The 18,959-nt window shown below is 65.8% G+C and carries 16 protein-coding genes and 1 tRNA gene; 7 read left to right on the top strand and 10 right to left on the bottom strand.

What is annotated here, in order from left to right; all coding sequences use genetic code 11:
* Positions 1-414: 414 nt before the first annotated feature.
* Entirely contained in the window at positions 415-1,422 is a 1,008-nt protein-coding gene (locus SPHPHY_RS0107840) for a potassium channel family protein (RefSeq protein ID WP_051148401.1), read from the top strand.
* 131 nt (positions 1,423-1,553) lie between these two features.
* Here SPHPHY_RS0107840 and SPHPHY_RS0107835 read toward each other — a convergent pair whose 3' ends face one another.
* From SPHPHY_RS0107835 to SPHPHY_RS0107815, 5 genes are all read right to left on the bottom strand, one after another.
* The gene (locus SPHPHY_RS0107835) at positions 1,554-2,183 is read right to left on the bottom strand and encodes a nickel uptake transporter family protein (protein WP_022686129.1); all 630 of its coding nucleotides are present in this window, start codon (positions 2,181-2,183) and stop codon (positions 1,554-1,556) included.
* A gap of 33 nt (positions 2,184-2,216) precedes the next feature.
* On the bottom strand, positions 2,217-4,478 hold the full coding sequence (locus SPHPHY_RS19720) for a TonB-dependent siderophore receptor (RefSeq protein ID WP_231370382.1): 2,262 nt from the start codon (positions 4,476-4,478) through the stop codon (positions 2,217-2,219).
* 166 nt (positions 4,479-4,644) lie between these two features.
* Positions 4,645-7,848: an efflux RND transporter permease subunit gene (locus SPHPHY_RS0107825; RefSeq protein ID WP_022686127.1), complete on the bottom strand. Its 3,204-nt coding sequence runs from the start codon at positions 7,846-7,848 to the stop codon at positions 4,645-4,647.
* 3 nt (positions 7,849-7,851) lie between these two features.
* Complete coding sequence (locus SPHPHY_RS0107820; protein ID WP_022686126.1) at positions 7,852-9,003, bottom strand: efflux RND transporter periplasmic adaptor subunit; 1,152 nt, start codon at positions 9,001-9,003, stop codon at positions 7,852-7,854.
* Entirely contained in the window at positions 9,000-10,262 is a 1,263-nt protein-coding gene (locus tag SPHPHY_RS0107815; RefSeq protein WP_022686125.1) for a TolC family protein, read from the bottom strand. The genes SPHPHY_RS0107820 and SPHPHY_RS0107815 overlap by 4 nt, the downstream gene beginning before the upstream one ends.
* Before the next feature lie 184 nt (positions 10,263-10,446).
* Here SPHPHY_RS0107815 and SPHPHY_RS21955 point away from each other — a divergent pair, with 184 nt between their 5' ends.
* The 5 genes from SPHPHY_RS21955 (at position 10,447) to SPHPHY_RS22640 (ending at position 14,065) form a co-directional block, all read left to right on the top strand.
* Complete coding sequence (locus tag SPHPHY_RS21955) at positions 10,447-10,680, top strand: hypothetical protein (protein WP_156025064.1); 234 nt, start codon at positions 10,447-10,449, stop codon at positions 10,678-10,680.
* A 253-nt stretch (positions 10,681-10,933) separates the two neighbouring features.
* Positions 10,934-11,446: a GAF domain-containing protein gene (locus SPHPHY_RS0107805; protein ID WP_028056629.1), complete on the top strand. Its 513-nt coding sequence runs from the start codon at positions 10,934-10,936 to the stop codon at positions 11,444-11,446.
* Complete coding sequence (locus tag SPHPHY_RS0107800; RefSeq protein ID WP_022686122.1) at positions 11,443-13,497, top strand: putative bifunctional diguanylate cyclase/phosphodiesterase; 2,055 nt, start codon at positions 11,443-11,445, stop codon at positions 13,495-13,497. The genes SPHPHY_RS0107805 and SPHPHY_RS0107800 overlap by 4 nt, the downstream gene beginning before the upstream one ends.
* 96 nt (positions 13,498-13,593) lie before the next feature.
* Entirely contained in the window at positions 13,594-13,803 is a 210-nt protein-coding gene (locus SPHPHY_RS22500; protein WP_269213758.1) for a recombinase family protein, read from the top strand.
* A gap of 16 nt (positions 13,804-13,819) precedes the next feature.
* On the top strand, positions 13,820-14,065 hold the full coding sequence (locus SPHPHY_RS22640) for a helix-turn-helix domain-containing protein (protein WP_269213757.1): 246 nt from the start codon (positions 13,820-13,822) through the stop codon (positions 14,063-14,065).
* Between the two features lie 68 nt (positions 14,066-14,133).
* Here the strand turns inward: SPHPHY_RS22640 and SPHPHY_RS0107790 are convergent, their stop codons facing one another.
* The 3 genes from SPHPHY_RS0107790 to SPHPHY_RS0107780 all read right to left on the bottom strand — a co-directional run bounded on the left by SPHPHY_RS0107790 (position 14,134) and on the right by SPHPHY_RS0107780 (position 17,033).
* Entirely contained in the window at positions 14,134-15,660 is a 1,527-nt protein-coding gene (locus tag SPHPHY_RS0107790; RefSeq protein WP_022686121.1) for an ATP-binding protein, read from the bottom strand.
* Between the two features lie 182 nt (positions 15,661-15,842).
* A tRNA-Gln gene (locus tag SPHPHY_RS0107785) sits at positions 15,843-15,917 on the bottom strand.
* Between the two features lie 36 nt (positions 15,918-15,953).
* Complete coding sequence (locus SPHPHY_RS0107780; protein WP_022686120.1) at positions 15,954-17,033, bottom strand: branched-chain amino acid aminotransferase; 1,080 nt, start codon at positions 17,031-17,033, stop codon at positions 15,954-15,956.
* A 94-nt stretch (positions 17,034-17,127) separates the two neighbouring features.
* Here SPHPHY_RS0107780 and SPHPHY_RS0107775 point away from each other — a divergent pair, with 94 nt between their 5' ends.
* Positions 17,128-17,616, top strand: coding sequence for a MarR family transcriptional regulator (locus tag SPHPHY_RS0107775; protein WP_028056628.1), 489 nt, complete (start codon positions 17,128-17,130; stop codon positions 17,614-17,616).
* Between the two features lie 13 nt (positions 17,617-17,629).
* Here the strand turns inward: SPHPHY_RS0107775 and SPHPHY_RS0107770 are convergent, their stop codons facing one another.
* Positions 17,630-18,415, bottom strand: coding sequence for a pyrroline-5-carboxylate reductase family protein (locus tag SPHPHY_RS0107770; protein WP_022686118.1), 786 nt, complete (start codon positions 18,413-18,415; stop codon positions 17,630-17,632).
* 5 nt (positions 18,416-18,420) lie between these two features.
* Positions 18,421-18,927 carry a YbjN domain-containing protein gene (locus SPHPHY_RS0107765; RefSeq protein WP_196802145.1) on the bottom strand — a complete coding sequence of 169 codons (507 nt, stop codon included), beginning with the start codon at positions 18,925-18,927 and terminating at the stop codon, positions 18,421-18,423.
* Between the last annotated feature and the right edge of the window lie 32 nt (positions 18,928-18,959).

Raw genomic sequence — 18,959 nt, 5'->3', positions numbered from 1 at the left:
CTCGACCAATGACGCCAACGGCTTGACGAAAGCCGACCTCGCAATCGATAGCCCGTGAAGTATCAGCTCCGCCATGTCAGCTCCTCGCGGGCGCCGGGCTGAAGCCGAGACGAACCGAACGATATTGGATGCCCGGCGTAACGAGCGGAATGCGATCTAGTTCAATGATCTGGATGCCGGCTCATGGACCGGAGACCGACCGCGGAACTCGGCTGCCTGGTCCCGGTATGTGTTGCCGAGGATCTGAAGTAGATCGGGCGGCTCGATCTGCCGGGCCTTGCCGATCGCGCAGCTCTAACAGAAGGATGCGCGCGTGGATCGCTTCGCCCCCGTCACCTGTCCGTGAGACACCGTCGACCGGTCCAGCCCGCATTGACGCCCGGGCGGCTGGCCGCGCGATCGGCCGTGGCCGCGATGCGCCCGCGCTTCTACCGTCCGGGACGGCTCAGCCCGCTGACGACGCTGGCGATCCGCGGCGTGGCGGTGCTGGTGCTCGTCGGTATCGCGCTGGGCGGACACTGGATCGATCGCGCCGGGCTGCGGGACAATACGGATGGCGCGGTAAGCTTCCTCGACATCGTCTATTTCACCGTCATCACCGTGACGACGGTGGGGTATGGCGACATCGTGCCGGTCAGCGACTCGGCGCGCATGTTCGATACCTTCGTCGTCACGCCGATCCGGATCTTCGTGTTCCTGATCTTTCTGGGTAGCGCCTACAGCTTCATGCTGAGGCAAGGATGGGAGCGGTGGCGCATGGGCCTCGCCAGACACGGGTTGAAGGATCATGTCATCGTCTGCGGCTATGGTCGCTCGGGGTCCGCCGCAGTCAGCGAACTGCTCGAACGCGGCCATTCTCCCGGACGGATCGTCGTCGTCGATGAGGATAGCAGCCGTCTGCGGCTGGCCGAGGAATGGGGCGTCACCACGGTCGAAGGCGATGCAACCCACAACAAGGTGCTGGAGATCGCGAAGGTCGAGAGCGCCAGCAACGTGATCGTCTGCCCCGGTCGTGACGATACCGCAGTGTTGATCATCCTTACCTGCCGCCGGCTCGCACCCCACGCCGGCATCGCGGTGTCGATCGCCGCCATCGAAAACGAACTTCTCGCCCGCGACGCGGGTGCCAGCATCATCGTCAATCCGGTCAGCTTCGGCGGGCAGCTGCTGGCCCAGTGCACCACCGGTCCGCATGTTGCCGACTATGTCACCGACCTCGTCACGCGGGGTGGCCGGATCGAGCTGCGGGAACGTGCCGTGAAAGCAGAGGAGGTCGGCAGGTTGCCGCGCGATATCGCGGGCAGCCAGATCGTGCGGATCTACCGCGGCGAACAGGCGATCGAGGTCGCACAAACCGATGCCGAGCGCCTGCTCGACGGAGATTGGGTCATCGAACTGATCGAGAAAGCGACGGGTAAGTAGGCCCTGTCGAGCTTCGGGGCTGCTCGCCTTCGTATTCCGCCTGGCAGCCCGCGTCCGTTAAAGCGCGCTGCTGCACACATGCCCTGCCCGCTTCTCGACGCGGGCAGGGCCGGTCACCGCCGGCGCCCTCGTCAGGGCAAGACGAACGACGTGGTCGTGATGTGGTGCACCACGTCAACCTTCCCGCCCGGCAGCGTAGCCGAGCGGTCGTCGCGCGCCGCCGCCACCAGCAGATACCGACCGGCCCGCGTGGCCGGCACTTCGACGACACCGGATGCGTCCGTCCGCAGTTCCGTCTTCGTCCGATCCGGCGCGAACATCGCGACGGCCGTATTCGGAAGCGGCTGGCGATCGCGCGTCAGAACGAAGCGCGACGCGCCCGTCGCAACCGGTGCCAGCTCGAACGGAAGCGCCGCCGTCGCTTCCTGACGTCCGGCGCGCGCGTAATAGATGACTCCCTCCCGCTTGTCCTTCGGCCCCCACGGCCCGAAGACTGCGTCATCCGAGAGGCGGACGTCGCCCGGGGGAACCGCGACTTCGAGGAACCCGGCGCGGCGAATGACCGGACTGGTATCGGCACCCAGCAACTTGGGCTTCTGCAGCTTGGCGAATTCGGGATCGCCGCCGGGAGGCGGTGCCTCGCCGGGCTCGCCCAGATAGATCCGCGCTGCGCCGGTGCCGTCACGCTCGATCCAGATTTCGTGCGCATACGCAGTGGACGGTATCATCAGCAGGGTGGCAGCGAACAATGAAAGGCGCATGGTGTATTTCCCTTTTTGAACGAAATGATTGTGTCAGCCGATCGTGTAGCGGAGGGTGGCGAAGACGGTCCGCGGGCTGCCGTAGTAATTGCCGCGTGCCGTAGAGAAGATGCGTGCGTAATAACTACGGTCGAGGAGGTTGTTGACGTTGATCGACAGGCCGAGTTGCTCGGTCAGCTTGTACCCGGCGCGCAGGTCGAGCACCGCGTAGCTGCCCTGTCGCACGACGGTCGAGACGGTCCGCGTTCCGTTTGCCGCCACCGACGAGGGCGTGCCGCCAGACGTCTCACCGAAGAACGTCAGACCGCCGCCGATGCTCGCCCCCGCCAGCGCGCCGCCGGCCGGCGCATAGTTGGTGAACAGCTTGGCCATGTGCCGCGGGATGACCGGCACCAGCGACGTTCCCTCGACGGCGGGGTTGATGTCGGCCAGCAACTTGGTCCGCGTGTAGCTATAGCCGCCGTTGATGCGCCAGCCGGACACGATCTCGCCGCTCAGCTCCGCCTCGATCCCGCGCGAGCGCACCTTGCCGAGCTGATAGTAAAGCGTCGTGTCGACCGGATCGTTGAACAGGCGGTTGGTCTGCGTGATCTGATAGGCGGCGGCCGACAGCAGCAGCCGGTCGTTCATCAACGACAGCTTGCTGCCAGCCTCGAACTGCTCGCCGATCATCGGTTCGATGCCGTCGCCGTCGGCGCGCTGCCGTCCAACCGGCTGCGCCTGTGGCGTGAAGCTGTCGGCATAGCTGGCGTACAGGTTCAGGTCGCGCGTCACGTCCCACACGATCCCGGCATAGGGGGTGAAGCGGTTCTCGATCGTATAGCCGGACCGCATCCCCACCGCTGGCAGCAAGGTCTGGCTGCCGGTGTCGTACCACGTCAGCCGACCGCCACCGATCAGCGTCAGGCCGGCGAGCGGGCTGAGCCGCATCTGGCCATAGATGCCGTATTGCTCCACCTCCGTGGTCGAGCCGCCATATACCTGCGTCACGCATTGCGCGGGCGTCTGCACCGGCGTGCAGATGCCGGGCGTGCCCTGCACCGGATACGGAGGCAAACGACCGTAGGGATCAAGCGGCGGTTCGGCCGGCGACACCGGGTTGAACACGTCGATGCGGGCGTAGTTCGACAATCGTGTGAAATAGGAGGTGCCGGAACTCGCCTGATAGTCCGCCCCGAGGATCAGCGTCTGATCGCGTCCGAACAGCGGGAAGCTACCGATGCCGTTGAAATCGACCGAGCGCGTCTGCTGCCTGCTATCGCCGCGGTAGGCGATCTGGTTCGTCAAGCCGCGATTGGCGGCGGTCACCGGCTGCGCGCCGATGTAGCTGTACACGTCGACGCGATCGACATCGGTGTACAGACCCGTGGCACGCAGCGTCCAGCGATCGGAGACACGGTGCGCCACCTCGACGAAGCCCGACCACGTTGTCGCGTCGAAGCGGTTCCAGTCCGCACCCAGATAGGTGGAGCGGCGCACGTCGAGCAGGCGGCCGTCGCTGCCATCGGCGCCGCCGGCGTAACCGGGCAGGCCCGACTGGACGGCAGGTCGGAACCGGTCGTAATTCGCCCCCGCGGTGAGTGTCGTCCGCGCGCCGATCTCCAGCGATCCGACGACGAACGCGTCCAGCCGGTTGCGATGCGCGGTATCGAAGAACTGGTCCTGATCCTGCGCCATCACGCCGGCGCGCAACCCGGCCGTGCTGCCGATCGGCGCCGAGGCATCGAGTTCGAGACGGACGTTCTCATAGCTTCCGTAGCCGGCGCTGGCCTGCAAACGCGCACTCTCCAGCGGCCGCTTGCGGACCAGGTTGATGCTGCCCGCGGGGTTGCCCGATCCGCTGAACAGTCCGGCAGGGCCGCGCAGCACCTCCAACCTGTCGTAGAAGAACAGGTCCGGAACCGCGGAAGGGAAGTTTACCGACAACGTGGGCACACCGTCGATCAGATAATTGTTGATCGCGAACCCGCGCGAGAGGAACGACGGGTCTTCGCTGCCCACCCCGTTGACGGTGATGCCCGTCGTGGCGGTCAGCGCGTCTTCCAGCGTGAACAGGTTCTGCCCCTCGATCTGTTCGCGATCGATAACGGTGACGGTGTTCGGCGTGTCCTTCAGCGGCGTAACGGTTTTCCCGACCTCCCGCCCGTAGCTTTTGCCGACGACGAGGATGTCGCCCTCGCGAACTTGCTCATTGCCATCGACGTCGTTGGGAACCGGTGCCGTGAGCGCATCCGCACCGGGCGCCGCGCCGCCCATCGATACCGTTCCGAGTAGTAGTGCACTGAAATAGATCACGAGTTTCCCCTTCAACCGGGAACCCCGATAGAGATTGCGCCGCTGCGAGTCACTATCAATATCAGTTTCAGATTGTTGCTGAATTCGCCGCGGTCGACGTCGCCGCGCTACAATCCGGAGCAGCGATGGTTACCGGTCGTGGTGCCCGCCTATGCAGATCCTGCGTTCAAGGTTGGGGAGACGGATCGATCACGGCAGGCGCTCGCCATCCGCCGAAGCGCGCGTACAGCGTCGGCAGGACGAACAAGGTCAGCAGCGTGGCCGAGATCAGACCGCCGATGACGACGGTGGCGAGCGGTTTCTGCACCTCGGCGCCGGCCCCGTGCCCGACCGCCATCGGCACGAAGCCGAGCGATGCCACCAGCGCCGTCATCGCGACCGGCCGAAGTCGCGCCAACGCCCCGTCATGAGCCGCCCTCACCCGCTCCATGCCGCGTGCCATGAAGTCGTGAATCGACGCCACCATGACGAGGCCGTTGAGCACGGCAATGCCGGACAGCGCGATGAAGCCCACGGCCGCCGAAACCGAAAACGGCATACCACGCAACGCCAGCGCCAGCACGCCACCTACCAGCGCCAGCGGCACGCCCGTGAAGACGATGACGGCGTCGCGCACCGACCCGAGCGCCCCGTAGAGCAGCAGCATGATGACCGCGAAGCACACGGGAACGACCAGCAGCAGCCTGTCGCGCGCCGATGCCAGATTCTCGAACTGTCCGCCCCATTCGACGTAGCTTCCGGGCGGCATCCTGACCTGCGCATCGATCGCGGCACGCGCGTCCGCCACCACGCCGGCGACGTCGCGATTACGGACATTCGCCTGCACGACGACGCGGCGCTTGCCGTTTTCACGGCTGATCTGGTTGGGGCCGTCGACGACGGCGATGTCGGCCACCGTCGACAGCGGCACGAAACCGCCGGCGGAGGTCGGCACCGGCACCTGCGCCACCTCGGTCAGGTCCGAACGCGATGCTTCCGACAGGCGGATGACGACAGGGAAGCGGCGATCGCCCTCGAAGATCACGCCGGCCTCGCGTCCGCCGATCGCGGCAGCGACGGTGTCCTGCACGTCGCCGGCGGTGACACCGATCCGCGACATCGCCATGCGATTGGGGCGGATGTCGAACATCGGCAGCCCCTCCGTCTGCTCGACCCGCACGTCGTCGGCACCGCGTGTCTTGCGCAGGATGGCGGCAATGCGGCCGGCCGCGTCGTTCATGCCGCCGAAGTCGTCGCCGAACACCTTGACCGCGATGTCGCCGCGGACGCCTGCGATCAGTTCGTTGAAGCGCATCTGGATCGGCTGGGTGATCTCGTAGGCGTTGCCGGGCAGCGTAGAGAGCCTCTTTTCCATCCGCTCCACCAGTTCCTTCTTGCCCAGATCAGGATCGGGCCACTCGGCGCGCGGCTTCAGGATGACGAAGGTGTCGGTCGCGTTCGGCGGCATCGGGTCCGAGGCGATCTCCGACGTGCCGGTGCGCGAGAAGGCAAAGCGCACCTCGGGCTGGCGGGCGAGCATCTTCTCGACCTGAAATTGCATCGCCTGGCTCTGGTCAACCGAGGTTCCGGGAATGCGCACCGCCTGGACGAGGATGTTGCCCTCGTCGAGTTGCGGCAGGAACTCCTGTCCCAGGGTGGTGAAGGCAATGCCGGCGAGTGCCAGTGCGCCGACGGCGACGCCGAGCGTGACGCCCGGCCGCCTCATCGCCTTGCCGAGGCCGGGCTCGTAGCGGCGACGCAGCCAGCCGACGATCCGGCTTTCTTTCTCGTCGACCGGTCGGCTGAGCCAGATGGCGATCGCGGCGGGCACGAAGGTCATCGACAGGATGAAGGCGAAGACGAGCGCGATGATGACGGTCAGCGCCATCGGCTCGAACATCTTGCCCTCCACGCCGGTGAAGGTGAGCAACGGCGCGTAGACGAGGATGATGATCGCCTGACCGTAGACGGACGGACGGATCATCTCGCGCGCCGACGCCGCAACCAGATCGAGGCGTTGGCGGAGCGGCAGCGGCTCGTTGCGGCCATGTTGGGCGTGGCCGAGCCGTCGCAACGCGTTCTCGACGATGATGACGGCGCCGTCGACGATCAGGCCGAAATCGAGCGCGCCCAGACTCATCAGATTGGCCGAAACGCCCACTTTCAGCATCCCGATGCTGGTCAGGAGCATCGTGATCGGGATGACGAGCGCCGCGATCAACGCCGCGCGGAGATTGCCGAGCAGCGCGAACAATACGACGATGACGAGCAGCGCTCCTTCCGCCAGGTTGCCGGCGACGGTCGCGATGGTCGAGTTGACCAGTTCGGTGCGATCGAGCACCGGCTTTACCACAACGTCGACAGGCAACGCGCGACCGATATCGTGCAGCCGCGCGCCAACCGCGGTGGAAACGGTGCGGCTGTTCTCCCCGATCCGCATCACCGCGGTGCCGACGACGACCTCATGACCGTCCTCCGAGGCGGAGCCCATGCGCAGCGCCTGCCCGGCACGGACGGTGGCGATCTGGCTGAGCAGGATCGGCACGCCCTCGCGCGTGGCGATCACGGTCCGCGCCAGTTCGTCGGCATTGCGCACGCGGCCGTCCGCACGGACGGCCAGCCCCTCGCCGTTGCGGTTGACCACGCCCGCGCCGGCGCTGGTGTTGTTGCGCTCGAGCGCGGTGGCGAGATCCTGCAGCGTGATCTTCATCGCTGCCATGCGCTGGATGTCGGGGACGACGAGATATTGTTTGGTATAGCCGCCGAGGCTGTCGACTCCGGCCAAGCCCGCACTGCCCTTCAGCTGCGGCGTGACGATCCAGTCCTGTACGGTGCGCAGGTAGGTCGCCTTGGCGGCAGCTTCGAAGAGGTGGTCGCCCTCCGGCGTGATGTAACTGCCGTCCTTCTGGAGCCCGGGTTCGCCGTTCCGGTGCTTGACCTGGTCGAGCTCACGATATTCGACCGTCCACATGAAAATGTCGCCCAGGCCCGTCGCGATCGGTCCCATCTCGGGGTTCACGCCGTCGGGCAGGCTCTCCTCGGCGGTGCGCAGCCGTTCGGCGACCTGCGACCTCGCGAAATAGATGTCGGTCTTCTCATCGAAGACCGCGGTGATCTGGGCGAAACCGTTGCGGCTGAGCGACCGGGTATGTTCGAGGCCGGGAATGCCCGCGAGCGCGGTTTCGACGGTGAAGGCGACCTGCTTCTCGATCTGGTCGGGCGATAGTGCAGGCGCGACGACGTTGATCTGCACCTGATTGTTGGTGATGTCGGGCACGGCGTCGATCGGCAGCCGCTGGATGGCGAACACTCCGGCGAGTGCCGCGGCGACGGTCAGCAGCAGGACGAGCCAGCGCTTCTCGACCGCGAGGGTCACGATACGGGCGAGCATGGCCTAATCCTCATCCTTCGCTTCACCCTTGCCGAGTTCGGCCTTGAGCGTGAACGAGTTGGTGGAGGCGATGCGCTCCTCACCGGTCAGGCCGGCGGTGACGGTGACCGAGCCGCCGTTGGCGCGGCCGAGCGTCACCGCAATCGCCTTGAAGCCCGAGGGGGTCCGCACGAAGACATGCGGCTTGTCGCCGATCATCTGCACCGCGGCGGACGGCACGGCGACGCTGCGATCACCGGTGGCGGGCAACAGCACCGACACGCTGACATTCTCGCCGACGCGCCATGTGCCGCCGGCATTGTCGATGGTCGCGATCACCGGCACGAGCCGGGTGGTCTCGTCGAGGATCGGCGAGACGAAGGTGACGCGGCCTTCCTGATGCCGTCCCGACGACGTGACCTCGACGCGTGCGCCCGGGGCGACCCGACCGGCATCCGCCGGCACCAGCGACATCGTCACCGACACCTTGGCGAGGTTCGCGACACGGAAGATCTCGGCGTCGGCGGCGATCTGCTGGCCGAGCGTCGCCGAGCGGGCGATCACCTGTCCGGAGATCGGCGAGCGCACCGTGATGCGGTTGAGCGCGCCGCCGCCGCCGCCGCCGGTGGCCGACAGCTGTTGACGCGCAAGGCGCAGCGCAATGTCGGCCTCGATCGCGGCGGTGCGCGCGGCGATGAGGTCCTGCTCGGGCGACACCCGCTCGGCGAACAGGCGCTGCTCGCGTCGCAGGTTCGACCGGGCCAGCGCGGAGCGCGCGCGCGCGGCTTCCACCTCGGCGTTGAGGCTTGCGGCCTCCCGGCTCTCGATGACGGCCAACGTCTCGCCGCGCCGGACCGGCTGGCCTAGATTGCGCGTCAGAGAGACGAGGCGGCCGCCGATGGCGGCCGAGACCACCTGCACGCCCTGCGGGTCGCCCTCGATTGTCGCAGGAAGCTCGATCGCGCCCGCGACGCCGCCAACGGTCGGGCGGGTGACCTCGATGCCTGCGTCGGCGATCTGCTGCGCAGAGAGCGGCGCGGTCATCGGATCGCCGGTGGCGGCCTCCCTGGTCTCCACGACCTCGCCGGGGTTTTCCGCAAGCTCTGCCGACCGGCCGCAGCCGGAGACGGCGAGCGACAGGACGGCGGGCATGGCGGCCTTCATGATGCGGTTCATGGTCGATCGTCCTCGGGGAGCGGCGCGGCGGCGGTCAGCCGTTCCAGGCGCGCCTGCGCATCGTGATGGGCGGCCAGCGCGTCGATCGCGGTCGTGCGGGTTTCGAGCAGCGTGCGTTCGGCATCGAGGAGATCGAGCTGCCCGAACTTGCCTTCGCGGTAGCCGATGCGGGCGATCCGGGCTGCCTCGGCCGCCGCGGCGAGCGCCGGCCCGCTGGCGTTGCGCGCCGTGGTCGCAGCGTTCTCTGCCTCGGCCTGTACCGTCGCCACCGCCTGCTCGGCATCAAGCAGCGCGACCCGTCGCCGGGCGTCGGACTGTTCCCGCTGCGCCTCGGCAACGGCGATGCTGGCCCGACCGTTGTTGAAGACGTTCAGCGGGATAGAGATCCCGAACACCGCGGCGACGTCGTTGGTCTGCTCCAGCCGCCTCGCGCTGGCGCTGACGGTGAGGTCCGGCACCCGCTGACTGCGGGCCAGACGGACCTGCGCGGTCGCCGTGTCGAGATCGGCACGAGCGCTGGCGGCCGTCAGCGTTCCCGCTGCCGACGATGTGCGGTGCGTGCCGCCTGGGGGCACTGCATCGAACCAGGCGAGATCGAGCCGATCGACCGGCATGCCGAGCAGCCGGGCGAGATTGCCGGACGCCACCTCTGTCGACCGGCGTGCCCGATCCAGCGCACCTTCGGCGAGGATGCGTGCGACGGCGGCACGCTGCTCCTCGAGCGGCGATGCGCGACCGGCCTGTACCCGCACGCGGGCGGCGCGAAGTACCTCGGCTGCAATGCCGGCCTGATCCTGTGCAATGGCGACGCAGCGCTGGGCGGCGGCGGCCGCATTGTAGGACTGTGTCACCCGCAGTCGCAGGTCGGCGCGCGCGATCTCGGCCTGGAGACCGGCGCGGCCGAGTTGCGCCTCCGCTACGGCGATGCGGGCGCCGCGCTTGCCGCCGAGTTCCAGCGGCAGCGCGAGGCCGAGCGTCGTCTCCGACGATCGCAGCCCCTGATAGATGCCGGTGCCGGCGACGTTCTCCGCCTCGCCGACGATCGACGGATTGGGGCGAAGCGCGGCGACGCGACGTTGCGCCTCCGCGGCACGGAGGCCGGCCGACCCCGCATCCCGGAACGGAGACGACGCGCCTGCTCTCTCGATAGCCTCGGCAAGCGTGAGGACCGATGCCGGGACGGCGGTCCGGTCGGTCTGGGCCTGCAGCGACGATGCGCAGGCGACTGCGCCCAGCCCGGCCGCGATGATGCGGTTCATGAAATGCTCCTGACGGGGTCACCCGGACGCACGGTCGCGCGCCCGACGGGGCGGGTCAGGCCTGCGGGGGGCGAAGGTCCGCTTCCGTGTCGTGCCCGCTCAACGCGCGGCTGCGCGGCGGCAGCGGCCTCGCGGATGCGAGGGCGATCGGAGCGGCAGTCGAACGGATAGAAGGCGTATCCACGTGGTGTTCGTGGCAGCTCGCATGATGATGCGGATAATTCTTGTCGGCGTCCGCGGAAACCTCGTCACCGTCACCTGGCGCATGCGCGGCCATTTCGGTCCTGCTCATCTCGCCGCCGCCGACTTCCGCGGCATGCGCCATCCCGGCCCAGACGGTGAAGACCAGCATCAGGCACGCCAGAAGGGGCACGAGCTTGCGCATGCCGTTCTCTATCATCTCGACGGCGATGCGTAACCCTGCTTGCGCAGGCTGTCTGCCACGGCGGGCGCCGGTTGCGAGCGCTCGACCAACGCTTCGACATTCCCACTTTGGTCAGTCGCTCAGGCAAGAATTGCGACCGACGAAATGGACATCCTCGCCGGGCGAGTGGCTCGGTGAAGGCGCGGTGCGTCACGTCCGGAAACGTTCGGCAGACAGTCCGAGCATGATTCTTTAAGCGGTTCAGGCGATGAGGATAAACTTACCGATATTCGAGCACGAGAAGCCGATGCTGAAAAGCCTGTTACAAGAGCGGAAACGATCCCGCGCAGTCAGGGGCTTGAACGTCGTCGGATCAGCGCCGGAGCCGACGTTCGATCGCTTTGTGGCCGCGGCAGCGCAGGCTTTCGATGCGCCACTTGCGATGTTGTCGCTGATCCATGGTGATCAGCAGTGGTTCAAGGCCAGCCATGGCCTGGTGATCGACTGCATCCCGCGCGCGAGCGGGTTCTGCGGTTTCGCGCTCGACTGCCCCGACGTGCTCGAGGTGGTGGACCCACTCTCGGATCCCAGATTCTCACGCCTCCCCGGCGTCACCGGGGAGCCTTACGTGCGCTACTACATCGGCGCCAGCTTGCAGCGCACCGACGGTATCCACGTCGGTGCGCTCTGCGTCGCGGATACGAAGGTTAGAAAGGCTGCCTCGGCCGATCAGAAGGCTTATCTCTCAAGCTTGGCCCGGCAGGTTTCGAAGGCGCTCGAAGGGCGCATGGAGCTGCTTAGCCGGGGCGGCGCGCGATGATGCGCGTCGCCCTTTGTATCGCCCGCGAGCACGACCTGCGTCTGGTCGCTCTGGCGCTGCTGGTCTGCGTCATCGGCTCTGCGGCGTCGGTGCAGTTGTTTAACCGCGTTCGCGCCTCGTCCGGTCACAGCCGTCTGGGCTGGGTGATCCTGGCGGCCGTCAGTGCCGGCACGATGGTCTGGGCAACCCACTTCGTTGCGATGATGGCCTTCCGCGCAGCCACGCCGGTCGTACTTGATCCGATGCTGACCCTCGGTTCGCTGCTTGCTGCCATGCTTCTGGCCGCCCCGGGGCTTGCGATCGCAGCGCGGCAACAATCATGGGCGGGCGTTGCTGGCGGCAGTCTCATCGGCGCCGGCATCGCAGTGATGCACTACATCGGGATGGCGGCATATCGGGTAGACGGTATCGTCACATGGGACTGGCGTTACGTTGCAGCATCGGTGGCACTTTCATGCGGCCTGACGGCCGCCGCCTTTCAGGACCTGAAAACGCAAGGCCGCGCTGCTAGCATACGGGCGGTCGGGCTGCTGAGCCTCGCAGTGGCAGCGCTGCACTTCACCGGCATGGCTGCGATGCAGATCACGGTGCTGAAGCTAGGCAACGGACTATCCGATCTAACGATAGATGCCCTGGTCGTCACGACGACGGTCGCCACCGGCATCATCGTCGGATGTGCAGCGATCAGCGCGCTTATCGACGGACATACACAAAGTGAATCGTACCGACGCCTTAGTCGAATGGCAATGCACGATGGCCTCACGGACTTATCGAACCGAACCAGCTTCATGGGAGAGCTCGAACAACGCTTTCTGATCAATGGCGGTTATTCGTGCATGGCGGTTATCGTGCTGGATCTCTCACGGTTCAAGGTGGTCAACGACACCTATGGGCATCAGGCCGGCGACCAGCTTCTTGTCGCTCTGGCTGCGCGGCTGACGGCGATACTGGAGACCGGAGAGTTCATCGCGCGACTCGGCGGCGATGAATTTGCGGCGGTGGTCTCCTACGACGATCCCGACGAACTACGTCATTTTCTCGCCAGGCTCCGCGCTGTATTCGAAGCACCATTCGTGTTCGAGCGATTCACGGCGTCGGTGGGGACCAACATCGGTGTCGCTCTGGCGAACCATGACGGGTTTGACGCCGACGCGCTGCTCGCCAAGGCGGATCTCGCGATGTACCGGGCAAAGTCCGCGCACTCGACCGAACCTTGCTACTATGACGCGCAGATGGATGATGCGGTTCGGGAGCGGCGTGAGTTGATTGCCGACCTGCGAACGGCGCTGGATGCGGCGGCGTTCGAGCTTCATTATCAAGTACAGGCGATCGTCCCGTCTGGCGAGATCACAGGCTACGAAGCACTCATCCGCTGGCGGCACCCGACCAGGGGCATGGTTCCACCAGCGATGTTTGTTCCATTGGCCGAAAAAAGCGGTGACATCGTTCCCCTCAGCATCTGGGTTCTTCGCCAGGCGTGCTTCGAAGCAGCCGCGTGGCCGAACCGCTACCCCGTCGCCGTCAACCTTTCCCCGATCCACCTGGCCGATCCATTGCTGATCGAAACCGTGCGCTCTGCACTGGCTGATAGCGGACTGGCACCCGAACGCTTGTCGCTCGAGTTGACGGAAAGCGCGATCATTCATGATCGGCGTTTCGCACTCGAACAGTTGCGGGCCCTGAAGGCGATGGGGATCGGGATCGCACTTGACGATTTCGGCGTCGGCTATTCGTCGCTCGATGTGCTGCGATCATTCCCCTTCGACCGCATCAAGCTCGACGCATCGTTCGTCGCCGAGATCGAGCATGACGATCAGGCGGTCTCGATCCTGCGGTCGGTCGCGATGCTTGGCGCCACGCTAAACATGTCGGTGCTCGCGGAAGGGGTCGAGGAAGCCGCTCAGCTGGCGATCGTCGTAAGGGAGGGATGCTCAGCCATCCAGGGCTATTTGATCGGCAAACCGTCGCGGTCGCTCGCCGATCCCGAACACGTCCGCAAAATCATGTCCCTCAAGCCTCACGTCATCGTCGACGATGTCCAGTGCGCCTGATCGCAGGGTCTCGAAGCGCGAAGATCCAGTCGGGTTCGCCGGACTGCTGCCCTCCGGGAGATTGCCGCCGCCGGTGTCGCCGTTGAGCCCAAGCGCGTGGTGGAAGAGACCGTCTCTGGGTCCGTGGCAGCCATGGAGCGGGCCGGGTTCGCCCGCCTTGTCGACCGCCTGGAGGTGGGATACGTCCACATTGTCACGAAGCTGGACCGCCTAGGGCGCAACGCGATGAACGTGCGCGCCACTGTCGAGCGGCTGGCAGCGGACGGGGTCCGCGTTCACTGCCTCGCCTTGGGAGCGTCGACCTGACCAGCGCGGCGGGAAGATGACCATGGGCGTCCGATCGGCGGTGGCGGAGTTCGAGCGTGACCTATTGATCGAGCGGCCCCAAGCAGGCCTGACCCGTGCCAAGGCCGCGGGCAAGGCTCTGGGGCGTCCCTCGGCTCTGTACAGGGATCAGCAGGACGCCATGAAGGCACGGCGGGCCGCTGGGATTTCATTAGTGGTGCTGGCGCGGGAGTACGGGGTAAGCCGTGCGGCTAACCAGCGCGCGGAAAAACGGGCGGCGTAGGTGTGAGGGAGGGGACAGGAGGCCCTGCTTTTTTCTTTCTCAAAGATATGAGCTACCACCTGTCGCCTTCACTTTGCTCCCTGCTTGTGCAGCATGACGTCAACATGCGCGATGGCATACTGTGTCGAAGCGCGGACGCCGGGTTTATCGAAGGTGCGCCAACAACTTTCGAGAAGAGGCAGGAGGTAGTCGGCCTTCACCTCTCCCGCCTCTAATGTTCGCACGGCCTTCACAAAGGCGCGGCAATCCTTTTCGGTGGCGGGCGTTGGCAGCGTCTGTGCGATAATGGCGGACCTTGCGGGTTCTGCTGATGTGGGCTTCGCCGCTCCAACGGGAACGTCGCGAGAGACAATCCGCACTCCCTGACGTTCGACCATCTTGGGCTTCGCACCTTGCTGCTCCGCCACTAGCGCTGCCGCCTCTTCATCGGTCATCCCTGCCATTCGGACAAAGGCAAACACAGGCAGCCAGAGCTTGGTTGTGTATGCCAGATGCTCGATGAAGAGCCTAGGATGGCTCACGGAAGCTCTCGAAACGAACGCTTCAATAAGGAGGTCGTCATTGACGTGAACGTGATCGACCACCTCCGCCGCAACATCTACGGTTGCTCCTTGGATAGTCTCGACGTCCCCAAGGAGCCGCAACGCTGGCGCGCCCTCCTCTTCTGAGAAATGACCGCGCGAAATGAATTGGAGTTTTGGAATGAGCGTCTCATCTATGAGGAAGCGACCAGAGGGACCCTCAACTAATCCGCTCTCTACATTGAGAAGAGCCACATTCTCTATCCCTGCGCGGTCTATACGACGCAGGATCGAACCCCACGCCCGGCCAGCTTCCTGCCTTTTCTGGTTGATGATAGAAGCAAGTTCGGCATATTTAACACGCCGGTTCTCCCCCGGATAGCGGAAGTAGATATCGCCCTCTCGGAGGTCGTCTCCGTCATCCTTCGTGCAAATTAGCGGCCTTTCGGTCGCCTGTGGCACAAAAATGACACCCACTGTCTTGCCAGCTATTTCGACTTCTCCCTTCTGCCATAGGGGCACAGGGGTAAACGCCGACATGAGGTACTGATTAAGCTTGGCAGGGTCGTACCCCTTCAACCTTCCCGGATTGATACCCACGATCTTCTTGTCGGCATCGCGCACTCCGAACAGCAGCATGCCTCCCCGTGCGTTAGCGAAGGCGACAATCGCGCGGGCGTAGGCTGCCTTGCCGGAGAAGTTCAGGCTTTCTTTACATTCGAATCGGTCCGTTTCCTCGATTATCAACTCGTCCGTGCCAGCTCGAAGGGTGAGCAAAAGCCGCAGATTAACTGGATGGAGCGGGCTTGCGTCTTGGAAAGCCCGGCGAGGGTCTTCAGTTCTACCGAATCCCTTCAGGTACGTGGTGACCTGAAGCTCTTCCGCCTCCTCGACCTCAGCGAAAGCTTCTCCCTTGGCGATCTCGGCCAGCCGGTAGGGATTGACCGTGCGATCCGGCCGACTGAACAGGGAGATGATCTGGTCCTTGGTGTGCTGCTGCCGCCTCAAGAGCGCCTTAATCAGTGCAACTTCCCAAGTTTCGATATTGCGCGTCTTCGCCTTCGCCTCTGCCACGACTTACCCCACCCCTTTGGGAAAAACCTAGCGGTGTAGGCGGGAAGTCCAAGCGAAAGATGCAGACGGGCTCTAGCGAATGAAGCAATCTGAGACCGCCCCGCACATATGCCCCACAGACCTGCCCCACACTTCCGCTAAATTGGGCCGCAAGTTACTGCGAAGTCTGGTTTTTTTAAAACTGGCTGGGGCGGCAGGATTCGAACCTGCGAATGCCGGTACCAAAAACCGGTGCCTTACCGCTTGGCGACGCCCCAACGAGCCGCGCGCCTTAACCGGGCGCGCGGGAAAGCTCAACCGATACGATGCAACCAGCCGTGCGAATCTTCCGCGCGGCCACGCTGGATCGCGGTCAGCCGGTCGAGGAAGTGCGCCGTCAGCTGGCCGGTGCCGCCGCTGCCGATCGTGAATTCGTAATCCGGGCCGGCGACGCGGCCGATCGGCGTGACGACGGCGGCGGTACCGCATGCGAAGCTCTCGACCAGCCGGCCGCTGGCGGCGTCGGCACGCCAGTCTTCCAGTGCATAGGGCTCCTCGTTGACGGTCAGACCCTGGTCGCGGGCGATGCGCAGGATCGAGTCCCGCGTGATGCCGGGCAGGATCGTGCCGGTCAGCGGCGGCGTGCGCAGCGAGCCGTCCTCGAACACGAAGAAAATGTTCATTCCGCCGAGCTCCTCGATCCAGCGGCGCTCGACCGCGTCGAGGAACACCACCTGATCATAACCGCGGCGGATCGCTTCCTGCTGGGCGATCAGGCTGGTGGCGTAATTGCCGCCGCACTTGGCGGCGCCCGTTCCGCCGGGCGCGGCACGCGTATAATCATGACTGACCCACAGCGAAATCGCGCGCGCGCCACCCTTCCAATAGGCGCCGACCGACGAAGCGAGCACGATGTACAGATATTCGGCGGACGGCTTGACGCCGAGAAACGCCTCGGACGCGATCATGAACGGTCGCAGGTAAAGCGAGCCGCCCTCGACCGTCGGCATCCAGTCGCGCTCGGTCAGCACCAGTTGCTCGACCGATTCGATGAAGAGTTCTTCCGGCAGATCGGGCATCGCCATTCGCCGCGCCGAGGCGTTGAAGCGCCGTGCATTCGCTTCCGGACGGAACAGCGCGAAGCCCCCGTCCTCCAGCCTGTACGCCTTGAGCCCCTCGAAAATCTCCTGCGCATAGTGGAGCACCGACGACGCCGGGTCCATGGTCAGCGGCACGCGCTGCCCGATGCTGCCGTCGTGCCAGCCGCGGCCTTCGGAATAGTGCAGCACCGCCATGTGATCGGTGAAGACGCGCCCGAACCCGGGATCGACCAGCCGCGCCGCGCGATCGTTGGCGGAAACGGGGGACGGATGCGGTTCGAACGCGAAGTTCACGGGGCGTGGCCTCCAAGGATCGTGAGCGGCGTACGACGGCAAGTCGGTGCGCCGGGGTTGCGGTGGCCTAGGGCGGATGGCAAAGCCGGTCAACATGGCTGCCCCAACCCACTCCGCCTCGCCGCTTTTCCTGCGCGAAACCGAGATTCGTCGCGGGCTGGAGCTCCTGTATTTCGGCAACGCGCATATCACGCGCTCGATCGACCAGGGATTGTCGAGGCAGGGGTTGGGGCGCGCGCACCACCGCGCGCTATACTTCATCGCCCGCAAGCCAGACATGCCGGTCAGCGACCTGCTCGCGCTGCTGGCGATCACCAAACAGTCGCTCGGCCGGGTGCTGAACGAGCTGATGGAGCGTGAACTGGTCGAGACGCGCGCCGGGGACCGCGACCGGCGGCAGCGATTGCTGCGGCTGACGCCGGCCGGGGTCGAACTGGAGACGAGCCTGTACGAGGCACTGCGCGAAAAATTGTCGGCAGCCTATTCGCGCGCCGGGCAAGGCGCGGTGACGGGTTTCTGGGCGGTGCTGGAGGGCTTGATCCCCGATGACGAGATCGCGCGGGTAGAAGGCCTGCGCGGGTAGCGCCGCCCGCCAGTCAGCCCTTCGCCATCTCCGCACCCCGCGCCGCCGCCGCGCGCAGCGTGCGTTGCAGAAGCGGGGTAAGCCCGTGAGGCTCGTCAAGCATATTCAGCCCTGCCCGCGTCATGCCGCCGGGGCTGGCGACCGCGTCGGCAAGCGCGGCAGGCGTACGATCGCTGGCAGCCACCATCGCTGCCGCGCCTTCGACCGTCGCCAGCGCCACCGCTGCGGCACGCTCCGGGTCGAGCCCGATCGAGATCCCGCCAGCGGCGAGCGCATCGACGAAGCGGAAGAGGAACGCCGGCCCGCAGCCGGACAACGCACCCGCAGCGGCGAAGCGCGCGGGATCGTCGAACCACTCGACCAGCCCGAGCGGGGCCATCAGGCGATCGACCGTCGCGCGCGCGGCGGCCGGCGCGGCCGGCGCGTGAACGGCGAGGACACCGCGGCCTAGCTCGACCGGCAGGTTGGGCATCGTCTGTACCGCCACCGGGCCGGGGAACGCCGCCGCCAGTCGTTCGGGGTCGGCGCCGGCGAGCATCGACACCAGCAAGGGCGCGGCGCGCACGCGCTCACGGTGGATCGCGGCCACCTCGTCCAGTTGTTGCGGCTTGATCCCCAGCACTACGACGTCGGGGGGCGGACCGTCGGGAAGAGCGCGCGCCTGCCGCACGTCGCCGGGCAGCACACGGGCGGTCCGGTTGACCACGTCGACGTCGTCGGCCGCCACCACGCCGCTGTCCAGCCACCGCCGCAGCATCGCCGAGGCCATGTTGCCGCAACCGATCATCCACAGCCGCATCTTGGTCAGGCCTCGCCCTGCGTCTCGACCATCGCAGCAGCGATCGCCTCGCTCGGCGATTTTCCGCCCCACAGCACGAACTGGAAGACCGGGTAGAAACGCTCGCACTCGTCGATCGCCGAGTCGATCAGCAGCTCGGCGGTCGGGAGCGACATCGTCGCCTCGCCCTCGCGCGTCTCGATCGCGGTGGCGCAACGATAGAGCAGGATGCCGCTGGACGACCACATCTCGAAATGGCCCAGCCACAGCTGCTCGTTGATCAGCCCCAGGGTCTCGTAGATCTTGCCGCGCCGCCCCTCGGCCACCTTCACGTCGGGGAAGGCGAGCAATTGCACCACTCCGTCCTCTTCGCGCCACAGCGCGCGGAGTTCATATTCGGTCCAGCTGCCTTTGACGGTCGCGGTGATTTCGTCCTCGTTCCGCTCGCACGGCCAGCCGTGCGCGAGGAAGTAGGATTCGAGCATGTCGAGTGGTGCTTCGGGTTCGGAAAATTGGTCGGCTTCGTCGAGCATCGGCATCTTATCGCATGGCCCATGCCGCGCGT

The sequence above is a fragment of the Sphingomonas phyllosphaerae 5.2 genome (assembly GCF_000419605.1).
Lineage (GTDB): Bacteria > Pseudomonadota > Alphaproteobacteria > Sphingomonadales > Sphingomonadaceae > Sphingomonas > Sphingomonas phyllosphaerae_B.
This window is presented reverse-complemented; position numbering and strand designations above follow the sequence as displayed.